Origin of the sequence: Lysinibacillus sphaericus, assembly GCF_005217585.1 — a bacterium.
Classification (GTDB): domain Bacteria; phylum Bacillota; class Bacilli; order Bacillales_A; family Planococcaceae; genus Lysinibacillus; species Lysinibacillus sphaericus.
Genome location: NZ_SZPT01000001.1, coordinates 693414 through 708064, shown reverse-complemented (window position 1 = coordinate 708064; position 14651 = coordinate 693414). Strand labels below are relative to the sequence as shown.

The 14651-nt window shown below is 38.8% G+C and carries 20 protein-coding genes; 1 reads left to right on the top strand and 19 read right to left on the bottom strand.

The annotated features are described in order from the left end of the window. Positions 1 to 47 precede the first annotated feature (47 nt). The 16 genes from FC748_RS03505 to FC748_RS03440 all read right to left on the bottom strand — a co-directional run bounded on the left by FC748_RS03505 (position 48) and on the right by FC748_RS03440 (position 10824). A complete protein-coding gene (locus FC748_RS03505; RefSeq protein WP_108029703.1) occupies positions 48 to 482 on the bottom strand; it encodes a phBC6A51 family helix-turn-helix protein in 435 nt (144 codons plus the stop codon). Beyond that, complete coding sequence (locus FC748_RS03500; RefSeq protein WP_108029704.1) at positions 470 to 949, bottom strand: hypothetical protein; 480 nt, start codon at positions 947 to 949, stop codon at positions 470 to 472. The genes FC748_RS03505 and FC748_RS03500 overlap by 13 nt, the downstream gene beginning before the upstream one ends. Before the next feature lie 70 nt (positions 950 to 1019). After that, positions 1020 to 3401: a phage tail family protein gene (locus tag FC748_RS03495; RefSeq protein WP_137102284.1), complete on the bottom strand. Its 2382-nt coding sequence runs from the start codon at positions 3399 to 3401 to the stop codon at positions 1020 to 1022. A 75-nt stretch (positions 3402 to 3476) separates the two neighbouring features. Next, positions 3477 to 3773: a hypothetical protein gene (locus FC748_RS03490; protein ID WP_103977086.1), complete on the bottom strand. Its 297-nt coding sequence runs from the start codon at positions 3771 to 3773 to the stop codon at positions 3477 to 3479. A 73-nt stretch (positions 3774 to 3846) separates the two neighbouring features. Next, positions 3847 to 4941: an SU10 major capsid protein gene (locus tag FC748_RS03485; protein WP_108029706.1), complete on the bottom strand. Its 1095-nt coding sequence runs from the start codon at positions 4939 to 4941 to the stop codon at positions 3847 to 3849. Further along, the gene (locus FC748_RS03480; RefSeq protein ID WP_108029707.1) at positions 4941 to 5411 is read right to left on the bottom strand and encodes a hypothetical protein; all 471 of its coding nucleotides are present in this window, start codon (positions 5409 to 5411) and stop codon (positions 4941 to 4943) included. The genes FC748_RS03485 and FC748_RS03480 overlap by 1 nt, the downstream gene beginning before the upstream one ends. Next, positions 5412 to 5576: a hypothetical protein gene (locus FC748_RS21935; protein ID WP_167492622.1), complete on the bottom strand. Its 165-nt coding sequence runs from the start codon at positions 5574 to 5576 to the stop codon at positions 5412 to 5414. A gap of 122 nt (positions 5577 to 5698) precedes the next feature. Further along, on the bottom strand, positions 5699 to 5962 hold the full coding sequence (locus tag FC748_RS03475) for a hypothetical protein (RefSeq protein ID WP_108029708.1): 264 nt from the start codon (positions 5960 to 5962) through the stop codon (positions 5699 to 5701). 52 nt (positions 5963 to 6014) lie between these two features. Continuing rightward, positions 6015 to 6254, bottom strand: coding sequence for a helix-turn-helix domain-containing protein (locus FC748_RS03470; protein WP_103977090.1), 240 nt, complete (start codon positions 6252 to 6254; stop codon positions 6015 to 6017). Between the two features lie 64 nt (positions 6255 to 6318). Then, on the bottom strand, positions 6319 to 7305 hold the full coding sequence (locus FC748_RS03465) for a hypothetical protein (RefSeq protein WP_108029709.1): 987 nt from the start codon (positions 7303 to 7305) through the stop codon (positions 6319 to 6321). A gap of 243 nt (positions 7306 to 7548) precedes the next feature. Further along, a complete protein-coding gene (locus tag FC748_RS03460) occupies positions 7549 to 8037 on the bottom strand; it encodes a helix-turn-helix domain-containing protein (protein WP_108029710.1) in 489 nt (162 codons plus the stop codon). 52 nt (positions 8038 to 8089) lie between these two features. Next, a complete protein-coding gene (locus FC748_RS21930; RefSeq protein WP_167492621.1) occupies positions 8090 to 8263 on the bottom strand; it encodes a hypothetical protein in 174 nt (57 codons plus the stop codon). 11 nt (positions 8264 to 8274) lie between these two features. Further along, positions 8275 to 8733 (bottom strand): hypothetical protein, encoded by a 459-nt coding sequence (locus FC748_RS03455; protein ID WP_108029711.1) that lies wholly within the window; start codon positions 8731 to 8733, stop codon positions 8275 to 8277. A gap of 67 nt (positions 8734 to 8800) precedes the next feature. Then, complete coding sequence (locus FC748_RS03450; RefSeq protein WP_108029712.1) at positions 8801 to 9184, bottom strand: hypothetical protein; 384 nt, start codon at positions 9182 to 9184, stop codon at positions 8801 to 8803. A gap of 960 nt (positions 9185 to 10144) precedes the next feature. After that, a complete protein-coding gene (locus FC748_RS03445; protein ID WP_108029713.1) occupies positions 10145 to 10354 on the bottom strand; it encodes a hypothetical protein in 210 nt (69 codons plus the stop codon). Next, positions 10351 to 10824 (bottom strand): hypothetical protein, encoded by a 474-nt coding sequence (locus FC748_RS03440; RefSeq protein WP_108029714.1) that lies wholly within the window; start codon positions 10822 to 10824, stop codon positions 10351 to 10353. Before FC748_RS03440 ends, FC748_RS03445 begins: the two co-directional genes overlap by 4 nt. A 150-nt stretch (positions 10825 to 10974) precedes the next feature. On the opposite strand from FC748_RS03440, the gene FC748_RS03435 reads away from it, so the two are divergent. Next, positions 10975 to 11193 (top strand): helix-turn-helix domain-containing protein, encoded by a 219-nt coding sequence (locus tag FC748_RS03435; protein WP_108029715.1) that lies wholly within the window; start codon positions 10975 to 10977, stop codon positions 11191 to 11193. 19 nt (positions 11194 to 11212) lie between these two features. On the opposite strand, the gene FC748_RS03430 is transcribed toward FC748_RS03435, so the two are convergent. From FC748_RS03430 to spo0A, 3 genes are all read right to left on the bottom strand, one after another. Further along, the gene (locus tag FC748_RS03430) at positions 11213 to 11875 is read right to left on the bottom strand and encodes a hypothetical protein (RefSeq protein WP_108029716.1); all 663 of its coding nucleotides are present in this window, start codon (positions 11873 to 11875) and stop codon (positions 11213 to 11215) included. An 861-nt stretch (positions 11876 to 12736) separates the two neighbouring features. Further along, positions 12737 to 13708 carry a tyrosine-type recombinase/integrase gene (locus FC748_RS03425; protein ID WP_108029717.1) on the bottom strand — a complete coding sequence of 324 codons (972 nt, stop codon included), beginning with the start codon at positions 13706 to 13708 and terminating at the stop codon, positions 12737 to 12739. Positions 13709 to 13847: 139 nt separating this feature from the next. Continuing rightward, a complete protein-coding gene (gene spo0A / locus FC748_RS03420; RefSeq protein ID WP_024361169.1) occupies positions 13848 to 14639 on the bottom strand; it encodes a sporulation transcription factor Spo0A in 792 nt (263 codons plus the stop codon). Positions 14640 to 14651: the final 12 nt, after the last annotated feature.

Genomic DNA, 14651 nt, shown 5'->3' with positions numbered 1-14651 from the left:
AAGACGGACACACCCGAAGGCATGCCCGTTAACATTGCGTCATTTATTTATACTGTACCGCGTAGTCGCTCAATTTCCGCCTTAATCGCATCAACGTCATGTACTTGCGTCTCTTGCGTAGTCTGTATGATTTCTCGTTTCTCCGTTAGCTTACCGATTAATTTATAGTACATCTCTAGCGCCTTAATAGACGCATTGCCATTATTAGAAGTACCGTTCACCAGGCGCATTAGCTGTGCGTCTGCTGCTGCTCTAGCGCTATCTAACTTTGTATCGCTGACTGTTGCTAAGTATCGTACAAAGTCGGTATTTTGTCGCCAGTGATAAAGCGTTGACGTATCAATGCCAAGTTCTTCCGCAATTTCTGCGTAAGTTTTCTTCTCTCCTTTTGGAGCATACTCCTTTTCTAGCAGTAATTCCGCCGCTCTTAATTGATTCGTCGTTAGTTTAGCCTTTATTCCGTCTAGTGTTAGTTTAACCATTGTTTATATTCCTCCATTTTTTGCGTTAAGTATGCGTCATAGTCACCGCTGTAATCGAGACGCTCCATTTCTTCTTCAAGCGGACGATATGTTTCTTTTACGATTGATAGAATCGTAGCAGCACTCACAATAGCAGATCCTGTTCCGCCTTGAATGGCTTGCTTTAAATAGTACGCAGTCATACCGCATGTACAAGCTAGCAGTACGTCGTGACACGTTCCTGCTACTTCGAATGCGTCTATCCACTCACGTAGTTTAGGTGTTTCATCCACATCAAAATAGCGTCCCGTCTTTATAAGAATGCTTGCGTAACCTAATAGAAACTGATTCGCTTCACTCCTATATCTTTCGTATACCTCGTAAGCAAAGTAATCACTTGTGTTCGGAAAAGGTACATACTCATCGCCTAGCAATGCGCTAAGTGTTGCTAGTTCGCCCGTCAATTGTGCGTTAGTTGTAAAAGCCATCTAATCCCCTGCTTTCGTTGTAATAGAAAAGGCAAACACCGATGTAATAGCCGATGCCTGCCTCGTTAATTCATGCCGTCACCCCACGTTTCTCCAAGATTTTCGCTACAAGTTCGTCAGCAATTCGTGTAACATCCGCATCCTCACGTACTACGATACTGTCCGCAAGTTTAGCGATGGAAATGCTCGTTGAACCTTGCGTCGGTTTAGCGTCAATTCCACTACTGTTCGTAGTATTCTGATTGATAGTCGTATTATTTACGCTTCTTGCTTCGTGCTTAAAGTCGGATACGCCAGCAACCTGCATTTCTCCGCCCATAACTGCGTCATATTGATCGGCTTCGAATCGGTTTAATACTCGCTCACCTGCGTGGAGTTCTGCGATATACCCGTCCCATCCAATACGTCCAATACCGTTATAGTGTGAGCCGTCCTTTTTGCCTCCTCCGAAAATGTTACTTGCAAAACTTGCGGCACCACTTCCGATTTTTCCGATCCAACCGGGCACTTTAACACTTTTTAACGTTTCTGCAAAGTTTGAAATTTTACCGGCTGCAGCACTAATCAATCCGCCGATTTTTTCAAATACGCTACCGATTTTTTCTACGATAGGAATTGCGAGTTCAACCGCCTTAGCAAATATTCCTGTTAAATTTTCAGCAAATGGCGCTATAATTGTGTCCCAAACTATTTTCAGAACTTCGAAAGACAATTTAATTGCGGCGCCAATTAATTCGAGGATAGGCCCAATAATGCTCCAAACGGCAGAAAATGCGGCGCTCAATAAGGCAAGACCCGGAACAATTATGTTATTAAACGCCCATGTAGCAACGTCGGCTACTCGTTGGATACTTGACCATATGTTCGATAAAATCGGCTCTAATACACTCCAAACTGCAGGAAATACTTCCATCACGACGCCTTGAACCTTTTTAAAAGCGTTTTGTAGCATTTCGAAAGTTGGGCGCATCTGCTCGAACTTTTCCTTAATGAACGGAATCACTTCGCCTAATTGCGTCTTAATCGTGTTAACAAATGAAGTAATATTATTAATAGCTTCCGGGGATAATCCGAGTGCAGCAAGGAAGTCTGACGATCCCCCACCCATCATCATCGTACCCAAACCGTCAAATATTTCTACTACCTTATCGAATGCTGACTTTAAGCCATATCCAAAACTACGAATAGTTTCGATTTGATCTTCCGTGAATCCTGCGCTTTTTAAAACGTCTATTGCTGCTTTATGTTCGCCTGTGAAAATATGTGCTGTACTTTGGAAGATGCCTTTCAGTTTATCGAACGCATCTTTCATAGAATATCCGAACTTGCGGATAAGACTGATTTGTTCTTCCGAAAAACCAGCACTTTTTAAAACGTCAATTGCCGCTTTGTGCTCACCTGTAAAAATATGTGAGATGCTTTTGAACGCACTACCAATTCCATCTATTACTTTCTTAACCGTCTCACTACGTTGATATAGTTGCATAAATCCAAATACTAACCCAGTAATGGCTCCAGCAATCAAACCAATAGGCGATGCCAAGAAAGCAATTGCAGCGCCAATACCCATAATCGTTTTAGCTACTAAGACAATTCCACCGACGGATAACCCAAACGTACCAACTACTTTCGCAACTGACGCAATAGTTTCTCTCAATGACCATATCTTTTTGGTAAAGTCTACAACCTTTTCGAGTCCAATACCTAGAGCATCGCCCACTTTTCTCGCAAATGCATCCGTATTTATATTGTCAAATGCTACGTTTATTTCTTTTAATATGGCCCCGAGTTTAGTATTAGGCGTTTTCCCTATTAACCTCGAGAATACACCAACCTTCTCGGTGATAGCTGACCACTGACCTAGTGTTGAGCCTGCCATTTCCTCTAATGTCCTATCTGTTACACCCATTTTATCGAGCAGAGCGTTCATAGCAGTAATTTTAGCGTCCACGCCGTTCAACTTGACGATTTTTTGCATTTCCTTTTTATCAATACCAATTGCGTCAACGATACTGATATAATCCCCTTGAAATGCTTCTTTCAATGAAAAACTGGCTTGTTTCGTATCGACGCCCGAGAATGCTTGTAATTTCTCCGTGATATTCCACATTTTTTCTAATTGTCCAAGATCCTTGGTAAGTCCTACGTAAGACTTTGAGCCAACCATCATGTCGTCAGTATTTAGTACTGCAGATTTTAGGGCCATATCCTCCATTAATTTCATATACTCGGCTGCCTTACCATCATCTTTAAACATGGTGCGTGTTACTAATTCTTGCTGCTCGAATTTTGCAGCATTACCGACTGTTGAGTTAAAAGCCTTAACCGCTGTTTGAGCCCCCAAGTACGCTCCTGCAACTCCTGCTATTTGCGACTTTAATCCACTTAACTGATTCGCCTGATTCCCAATTGCTCGAGTTGCATTTCTAGTAGCGTTCCCTAGATTGTCCATTTGGCGCATTATGCGTCGTATTTGGGCGGTTCCTTCGTCTTGCATACGAAAGATGGCGACTAAATCAATTGCCATTTAATCACGCCCCATGTGAACGCGCATCATCTCGGATAACTTGTCACGTTGCTTATGCGCAGTTTCTAAATTCTGTTGTGTTCGATTCTGTAGATATTTAATCGTAGATGTAACGAGCGTTTTCGCTTGTTGACCGAATGGCTTTAATTCAGCATCTTTCACTAGCGTTAAGCTCGCTTGATAACCTTTTAAATCGCGTAAAGTTTTCGTCATATCGACGTTAGCCGTTGTTTCAATTGCTAAAGTTGCCATCGTAGCAGCTTGCTTGATTAATGCGCTTTGTGTATGTTTGTGCATATATTCACACTCCCATTCCGTTTTTCAAATAAAAAGAAGCCTGCGAAATTAATCGCAAGCCTCTCGAAAATTGTTACGCTAAATTCTTAATTCGGCCATGTGCCGCCTCTTGTTTGAACTCTAGTGTATATTCGCCAATTATCAGGCCGGCTTTTCTGTCGCCTTGTTCCGGCAACTCTTTATGGAAGAACCCACGTCCCCCTAACGGCTTGATTTTCGTGCGGCTAATGTCAATTAAGAAAATTTCATTCGTCTTAACGTTAGCGTTCATTACAATCGGGAATTTCCCAAAGTCTGTTACTAGGTGGTCAACTACTTGTCCACGAATATTTTCCGCTTGTGTGATACGGATTTTATCGTTTTGTAATTCACTGATTGCACGTTTTTGATGTGCTGATACAATAAACGCATGGTTACCACCGCCCGCTAAGCCACCACTTTCGAATACGGTCTGCGCTAAATCGGTTAGCATTTTATCGGTAACTTTTGTTCCCGCAGCGTCAATGACATTCGTTTTAATTAACTGACGTAATCCAGCCATGTGACGAACAACACCATTGTCGAGCTTGACGCCGTTTATAAGTGATTTTTCTAGTTGTAACGCTACTTCTTCTTGCTTCTTCGCTTTTTCGTAGTTGTATAAATCATTCATACCGTACTGATTAACTTCTTGTGCCGTTCCCGTCACCTCTACCGTCTCCATAAATATTTGAGTTACGTTATTTTGCGGAGTACGCGCCTTGTATCGCGATTTCGGTGCGTCTGCTCCCTCCGGAGTCATGTCATACTGGAACTCGAGTTCAGCATCTTTTACAATTGCTACCGCCGTAGTATCCGCATATCCACGCTCTACTGTCAGCTTATTAGCCGCCTTATCAATAGCAGTAACAAGAACTAATTCCTCGTCGACTTGTGCAACCGAATCAATTACAAACGGCTCCACGCTTGCTACTGTTAATTCCGTTGCTGCTGCAGTTGCTGCCGCTGTTACTTTTGTTTTTGTTGCGAATACACTGTCCTCATACCACTGATGAATGGTATTCGTTACTGGCTGACTAAAACCGAGTAAGTTGATTAAGGGTGTTTGGTTTGGATTAAGTAGTAATACCTCGTCTACTACAGATTCTTTCTTACCTACTAAGTTTGTTGTATTAATTGCGTTTGTCATTATCGTCGTCCTCCAAATTGTTTAATTTTTTGTTTTAGTCCGCTAAATGCGGCAATATCTTCTGCTGATCCTGTACGTTTTGCTGCTGCCTCTGCGTTTGCAAGCATCGTTTCTTGTGAAGTCTTTTGACCACCATTACCGCCATTTGTCGCTGTACCAATCGGTGTCTGCTTTGGCTTCATGCCTTGCAAAATGCCGAGCAGTTCATCGAGCGCATCGCCCTCTAGCTTTGTAGCATCTAAAAACGGCTGTAATTTATCGAAGTCTTTAACGCCAGATTGTTCGACCTTCTGCGCGAATATCTCGGCTTTTTGAGTCGCCTCTTGCTCTGCTAATTGCGCTTTTAGCGCTTCAAACTCGGCTACCTGCGCTCGTAACTCGTCAATTTCCGTTTGCTCTGTCGGTTGTTCCGTTGGCTCGATAACTTCCGTTGAAACTTCGTCAACTTGTTCGATTTGTTCCTCTGTCATTTACTCACCCCCTTCGGAAAGCACTTGAATGTAATCCGACAATTGTTGAATTAACTTTGCGCTCTTTTTTCGTTCGCGAGTTAAACGTTTAGAAATAATTTCGTCTAGTTCGCTCTGTGTAAATAATTTTTCTTCTACTAAATCGGTCTGTTTTTCATCTGTCATTTTTAAATCCCCCTTTTAATTGTCACCTTGCTTTTTTTACTACGTATATTGACACGACTCTGTCGTTTCGCTTGATTTCAGCGACATTAGACTAGTGGGTAAGGTGTTTGTTCACCCGAAGGCTAACCCGTGTCTAACGACGGTGTTTCTACGATTTCATGTACACTTTTGTTGATACGCTTTTCGATTCTTTTTGCGGATCGATAGTCCTTTTCAGACACTCGCCACTGTAAACCAATTAGTTTTCCGTTCTTTTGATATGTCGCTGTAATATCCCAATCGCGTGTTCGTTTAATGTTGCGGATTTCTCGCTTATGCTCTGAGTCAATGTACAAAGCAAACGTTGAATCTGTTTGTCTCCAAAGTTCTGCTGAAATAGCAGTCATCCCCTTCGCTGCTTATTGGCTGATTCTCTTAACGCTTTACTTTTGACAAAAATCATGATATTGTGTAATCATGGATGATTCCATTTAATTTTTCGAAATCACGCAAAAAAGCAATAAACTCATCTGTAATTTCAAACTGTCGAGTGATAGCAGCTAACAACGCAGCAGACGGATATTTCCGCATGTTCTCTACATCACTAATCGTTGTTCGAGCGTAGCCAATCTGCGAAGCGAACTCTCCTTGCGTCAAACCATGATACGAACGTAGTGCCTTAATCGTGCGAGGTTTCATCGCATGTCCTCCTTTGTATTCTATTGTTCAATATTGACGCTACTACCTTAAAAATAAATGCGGGCTAATGCCCTTCACATATATGGGGGTTTGTCCGACGGATAATATCATGATAAATGGCTATTTTATCAACTTTTTCTGCAATTATTTGGGCTTGTTTGGCTTCGGCCAACGTTTTATATTTGACCATTTTCCCATGCTTGTAATCCTCGTTTTTCAACTGTACTTTAAACATCGGTTTCTTCTTCATTATCTCCGATTCGATTACATATCCTGGCTGTGTTTTTTCGTGAAGTCTATAACGATCGTCTATCGATTCGTTGTACAGTGGTGAATAATACTCGATAGGTAAATACGAACCCGTTTTAATAAATCGTTTCTTCGCATCATGTGAGGCTTTGCGGCACGCATCGCAGCAAAATCGGCTGTCAACTCGCTTTGATTTATCCTCTCGTGCATTTTCTTTTTCAATCGGAAACATGTTCAGACAAAACATGTACTTACAACGTCTGAACTTCTTACGCTCCTGGACGTAATACGAGTAATCTAATACGGTAGAATAGTACGGCAACGCATCGAATCCAAACGTATAAACCAACGCCATATATCGAAGTAGCGACCATTCAATCTTCGACATTAAATCGTTGTATAAATCCGTAATTGTAAATTCGTATCGCTCAACGTAAGCCCTATCGTTAACAGGCGGATTCGCTTTAATACTCTTGCGGTCCAAATGCTCCCATAGTTTACTGAACTCGCGAGTCATTCCTTCAAGCGTTGTAACCTTCGCAGTTTTTAGCCGTACATCATCTACATTTGCAAAACGCTCCAGTATCGACGGGCTTTTGGATTTCGCCATATCTCCGCTAGACTTAACGTGATGGTACGCTGTGAGTATTTTATGTGTAAATATCGAGCCGGGATAAACGTTTTCATAAGTGGCCGGAATGCCCGTTAATTTCTTTTCAGCTTCGGCATATTCGATTAGTGCGAACGTTGTTTTGCTAGCTCTCATAGCTCTTAATTTGTTGGCTGCGACTAATTTCGTCATTGGCTGACCTCCATTTTAGTGGTGTAAAAATTTAACCACTCGTTGTATTTTTTGTTCATACTCTTTTAAATACCATCACTAATATATGAGAGTGATAGATAGCGTTTATTAATGCACTCTTTTAAGCATTAATGAGCGCTAAATGTTTTAAGTCTTTATACGTAAGTCTTGGTAAGTAAGTATTAATACGGTACAGAAATTACACCACAGCAAAGTAAAAATTACACATTGGAAAATATATATTCACAAAAGACCTTGTTTCGCTGCCCTACGTTTAGCTTCAAACTCCTCTTTTCGTTCATGCCTCTGTTGAATATCTAACAGACGAGATTGCTCGTGCTTAATTCTTTTCGCTAATGCCTCTGGGAATTTGCGCTCAAATGTAGATCGGTCAACAATAGGTCGCTTAAAGAAGTACACATCGTTACCGTGAGTGGGATTGCGCTCAACTATAATTAAGTCCAATTCCTTTAAAGCCCTAATTGACGAACCAACTGTGGTGCGACTTACACATACCGCATCTGCTATTTGGTCATGCGTTGGCCAAGCGTAACCTTCTTTATGGTTATGGCGGTGTAATAAGAACAAGTAAACAAGCATCGTCGCCCCAGTAAACTTTGGATGAAACGAATAAATTTCGAATATGGAGTTAGGGACGCCTGTCCAACCTGCGTCGTACTTGTAAGGTAAAGCTGTTTGTACCTCGATCGTTTGAGTTGTTTGTTCCGTCATAATATCGTCTCCTTTAGCTGTGTAATAGTTTGGCTGCGGACAATTATCGTTTCTAGTGTTGAAAGGCGTACTTTAATGCCTCTTGTAAAGCCGGAGTATCTTCGAAAATGAAGCATGTATACCGGGGTGACTTACGGCAAGGCTCGACACCTATAATGCGATGCCCCTTCGCCGTTAAATCGTTTACCACTCGTAATGAACGTATTACTTTAATGCGTTTATTCATTTACGTTCCTCCTAGTTCGGGTATTTTTCCGCATAGAATAATTGCGGAAACCGTGCCTCTAACTCTGTTGTATCTAACGAATATTTCGCGAAAATACCTAGCAGCTTACCTTCACTAGATTGTTTCAATGAATGAACATGAATGGACATTGTTTCATTGACACATTGTATTTGTTTTACAATTTCCTCAACTCCTCTCAATTCGAAAAGTCTCTCAAATGCTCCGATAACATTTAGTTCGCTCACAATAAGATCCCCATCTTTTATTGCAAGAGGTAAAAGTTTAATATGTCTTTCCATTAGTTCTTCTAAGATAGTTTCGAAAGTTTCTCCAGCAATCTTTTTGTGAATCGCTTTAGTAAACAAGTTTACATATACATCTAAAATTTGTTGTCTTTCATTAAGTTGTTTAAATGAGGCTACTGATTCCGTTTCAAACTGTTTTACCTCTAACTCAACTGTGTTTGTCATAATAAAATCTCTCCCTTTTGTTTGTTTTGGTTTTTTATATGTGAACGTCGTTTGTTTGACGCTATTGCTACACTGCTTTGAATAAACCAGTAATTCTAGCTATGATTTCCGCTTTATTTTCCTGGCTTGTTTGAGCCATCGCACTTAATGACACCACACTCAATTCGTTCATCAATTGCAAGAAATCACCTAACGTATTTTCGATGTATAATGCATGAACATCCTTAACAATTCGATACACTTGAATCGCTGATAATGGATTGTCCCAATATAACGTGTATTGAACAGCATCCATATCGTTATAATGAAGCACGTCGATCATCGTTTGAAAACCTTCGTTAGTTTCAAAGGTAGATTGTTCGATAATTACGTTATTGTTTAATAAAGCCTCGTTGTAATATAGGTAACTTTCTTTCTCCTCATTGAATACGCGGTTTAATGTTTGTGACATAAAAATCTCTCCCTTTTGTTTGTTTTGGTTTTTTATATGAACGCCGATTGATCGACGGGATTGCCTCTACTTACTACTCACAGTAAAATGATTCTTATTGCAACAATTTCATAAAATAATTTGCACCTATTTTACATAGCCTACTAAAATCAAATTCTATTAACATTTCCGATAAAAAATTTGCTCCCTACCTTATATACCCGATTGAAAATTCAGTTTCGGACATGATTTTGATAATTTTCTTCCTACACTTTACATAGGGGATTAAAATCTTAATTTGATATCACATTTTGAAAAATTTTCGTTCTACTGTATACTGCACACTAAAACGATAGATTTTGGGACAAATACTATAAAACTTTGCTCTTACTTTATATATCCCGATTTTTCAACTCGTTTTGCAACAAGCTACAGAAAAAACATTCTCCTACTATTAAGTACCGAGTAAAACCGAGAATCGATATCACTTTTTATAAAATTCTCACCCTAATTTATAATGCGGACTTAAATTTTTATTCATTAACACTTTTCGCAAACTTTCTGAAAAATTTCTACCTACTATACATAGCAGACTAAAATATCTTGTTTTGGGACAACTTTCCGTAAAAATTTATTCCTACTGACTTATATACAAAAAATTTCCGTTTGGCGCACTTTTATTAAAATTAAACTCCGTCCCTACTAAACTAATATAGATAAACAATTAAATCCGTACACTTTTACGAAAATAAATTTCAAAATGCGATAATCAATTACTTGCATATTGCGACCTCCTTACTTTATTAAGCGGACTTCGGAAAGCCGATTTGCAACAAACGCACAAAATTAATTAAAAATGTACCAATATACCTACGAACTTTGTCGTTGTTATAAAAAATAACGGCTCTCACGCTGCAACATGAAAACCGTCATATAATAAGGAAGTTTGTTATTCTCTCTGCATTAGCGGAATGTCGTTAATTACATCATTACATATATAAACAAAGCTATTGCGATAGAAAACGCTGTTGTACCGTAGTACCATACTCTAAGTTCACCGTCTTCGCCTTCTTCGCCGAAAAAATATGCGTCTACCTGCTTCGCTGTATCAACGGCTGCTTTCGTTAGTAACTTAATGTACGCCTTCTTATATTCACGCTCAAACGACTGTGCTGACGGTTTATGTTTCATGCTGGAATACCCCCAATCACTAACTCCTGACCATCAACTATTAAGGCGCGATAGAAATCTGAACAAACTACATGCATATGATCGAAAATCGGAATTGTTTTAAGTGCTTTATTTGATAAACGCATAACAATCGTTCGCCACGCGCCTTTCTCTGTTAATACTGCTTCGTAGTTATCTAAGTAGTCACTACTATCTGCGATAACAATTTCCGTAGCTTGGTCGGCTACTTTTTTCGTATGCTCTGCTATTAAACGCTTGCACTTGCGAATAGTGTCGTCAATCATTTCCTGTACGTATAACGGAATTGGTATCGTGGGAACTGTGTAATCCCATCTATAATTACGTCGTTTCACAAACACTTGATAAGACGTTGAGAATACGCCTTCTTTTTCAAACGTCACAATCTGATACTCCACTGACCAAACTTCGTTGTCTGTTAACCATTTGCCTTCGTCTAACGTCGTAAACATTTCACATTCCGCCTCTCTCAGTGTTATTTTTGAACACTACAGTGTGCTTAATAATTAATATAATATATACTACAGTGTGCATTGTCAACAATAAATTGAAGTTACGTACACTACAGTGTAAAATGAAGTAAAAAAGGAATGTGATTACATATGATTAAAGTACATTTATCTCGTTTATTAGGTGAAAAAAGAATGAAGATTTCTGAATTAGCGGAAGTAACTGGATTACATAGAAATGGCCTTTCACGATTATATAACGAAGAAACTGATGGAATAAAGTTCGATACATTAGAGAAGATTTGCAAAGCTTTGAATTGTGATATTAGTGATCTCATTGAAATAGTAGATGAAGAAAAAGCGCATGCCTAATTGGCTGCGCTCTTATCTTTTAAAAGGTTTGGACTTCTTTATATTTTTCCAATATACCTTCATATTCTTTTTTTAGAAGTTTTTCAACAGTACTTAAATCAGAAATATTCTCCCAAATAATTGGATTATATTGATCATAAACATCTTCTTCAAGTTCAAAAGAATTTTCTATTCCATCCGTAATATTAAAATGTATAAAAATCACTCTATCGACAATATTGATATATTCTTTTACTATTTGATAAAAATCGGTATTAACGTTAGCCGCTTTCTCAAGTATATTTTGCTTATTCTCAGCTAAATTATAAAATTTAGAATAGAAATCTTTATAATTATTATTATAAAGTAAAGTTTCTAATAAATCTAAATCCAAAGAATTACTTAATATGTAGTCCATACTTAAAATCTTCCCCGGTAATTTGTCTAGCAATTCATTTTTCTCAGAGTTTTTTATTGTTATGTATACACCGCCTAAAGTTAATCCCCCACTAATAATGCCTCCTATAATTGCTGCAATTATACTTGCGTAAAAGCTAATCCATGTGGAATTTTGTGAAATATTAAATCCTAAATTCCAATTAGTTAAATAGTTTAATATAATTGCAAAAACTAAAACAAATAATATCAAACACATACTACAAACAATAATAAATGACTTATTTTGTTTCGAAATTTTCCCCATTCCTCTACCCTCCTTTTTATGTGAATTCAAACTTTATTATAAAGGCATTGAGCCTAATTTACTATATTAATTCTTTTTTATGTCTTTTAGGAGGATTAATTGGTGTACTGTTATTTTATTATTTAACGAAAATTGGTATATGATGACTATATTAAATTCCATAACATTTTGGAATTACATAATAAACAAAACAAATAATATTAAAAAACGAACCTTCCGAATCAGATGAAATGGATGTGATTTCCAGAACTAAATCTTGACAACCGCACCCATTTTCAGCAGAATAGCTGCTTGCTCCGGGAAATCGGCGCAAAGTGGTTACCTATTATCGCTAGTCTCGTAGAAATACGCGAATAGCAACAATAAGTAACAACCGCATATTTCAGCGTCATAGTGACGTCCTAGGTGGCTCGTATGCTCCTGTTAGGTTGGGATATTTCTATCCGTATGTACTCGTCTATTTATCGTCCTAGACGTGCGGTAGTCCTTAATTGAGCGTATTTGCACGCTGATTGTCCGCTTGTACATGCTTACCCTAGCCGTAACTAGCCGATAAACCATGCCGCGCCCTTAAATGGTGGCGCTCACCAATTCATCGCAACCGTAACAGGAAACGGTTTGACCTGCGATATATTCCGTAGTTTGCGATGTGACGGACGGCACTGACCAGGTTAGATTAACGACGAATTAGTGGGCCACCTCGTCGGATTTCACTAAAAATGGGTGCACTTAATAAACCTTGCACCACCGAATTTTTTTCGGTATAATGAAGGTCATAAATACACTACGGCGTCAGAACTTTAGTGTAATCGTATTAAGTTAAGGTCTAGCGCTCCAACGCTAGGCTTTTTCTTTTTTTGTCTAAACGTCTAAATTCTCTAGTGGACTATGTTGTCTATACTTCTTCATAATCTCTTTATCTGCGAAATCTAAATATATTTGCGAGGTTATTTCAACACTGGCGTGTCCTAGTAAGCGAGAAAGCGTAGCTAAGTCACCCCCGTTAATTAAATATCTTTTGGCAAAATTATTTCTAAGCAAATGAGGTGTGACCTGTAAGCCAACATCTTTACTTCTTAATCTAAACGACCGCTCTACTCCTTCAATCCGTAACTTGGTCCCGCGATTTGTTGGAAATAGATACGGACTATCTGTATAGCGATCTTTGTAGGTAATCCATGACTTTAAATGTCTCCTAGTCTTTTCAGAATAGTAAACAAAACGTTGCTTTCCCGTCTTTGTCTTACGCAATAACAACGCATTCCCACGTAAGTCTAAGTCTACAGGCACGACTTCTAACAATTCTCCAATCCTCGTACCCGTATCAAATATCATCCGAGCTATTATCCAATCACGGTATTGATCGAATTTCGTTACGTCGAAAGAACGGAAAAACTGTTTTAATTCATTATCTTCGAGCATTACTTTCACTTTGCGCTCCGGTTTGACATTCTTAACGTCTTTCAGCGGATTTTTGCGAATCAGTTGTTCATTATATAAGTGCGAATAAAAAGCTTTAATATTGCGAATATAGTTAGCTATTGTCGTTTTACTTACTGGCTTACCATAATCGCCACGTCGTTCTGGGTAGTTTACAGGCGTTTCAGCAGCACTTACTTGAAACTTTCCCCGTTCTTCAATTGAACGGATATAAGCTCGTACATGGTCATCTGTAACTGTTTTAGCGTCAGTTATATTGAATGTATCTTCTAAATACCGCGCAAACAGTTTCAATGTCTGTTCATATGAACTTAGTGTTTTTTTAGAAAGACCTTTCGCTGAACAATCGAGCATATATCGGTCTATTTCTACTAAAAACGGATTTAAAGCCATAAAAAAATACGCCCCCTCAAACAGTCGTCATAAACTGCTTAATAAGGCGTTATTAATTACGCAATATAATCGTTATATATAATAAGTTTACCGGCTATTCTCCGCTAGCCTATCGTCCACAAACGCAGTCATACCGCAATTAACTCGCCATCATATCAATACGAATCTTGTCCGCAATCATGGCGATAAATTCGCTATTTGTCGGCTTCGACTTTAAGTGGTGTACGGTGTAGCCAAACATCGACGAAATGGACTCGTAATTGCCACGATTCCATGCGACTTCAATGGCATGACGAATTGCACGTTCTACACGTGACGGTGTTGTATTGAATTTCTTTGCTATTTCTGGATAAAGAATTTTCGTCACAGACCCTAATAACTCGATATCTTCAAACACCATTTGTATCGCTTCCCGTAAATACGAGTAACCTTTAATATGAGCAGGTACGCCAATTTCTTTAATAATCGCTGTAATGGTGCTATCAAGCTGATGCTGATTTAATTTTTGAGGAGTTGTCGGCTGTAATACACTCGCCTTTTTCGGTATAGAAGCCTTTTGGCCAGCACAATGTAATATTTTTTGGACAAGCTGGTCGAATTCAAATGGTTTTAGCATAAAGTACGATGCTCCTAAATCCACTGCCTGTTTCATTACATCTTCTTGACCAAATGCTGTGAGCATAATGACTTGTATCGAAGACATACGATCATTTTGATACATCGCTTCCAATACTGCTAATCCATCTAGATGAGGCATAATTATATCCAGTAATAAAATATCAGGTGTGTATTCTTCAAGCATTTGAAGACATACTTTCCCATTCGAGGCCGTTGCAATTATTTCAATTTCGGGATGTCCTTGAAAATAATGCTCCATTGTTTTTAATAATTCTCGATTATCATCTGCTATCGCCACTTTTACCTTTGTCATTTCCATTCCTCC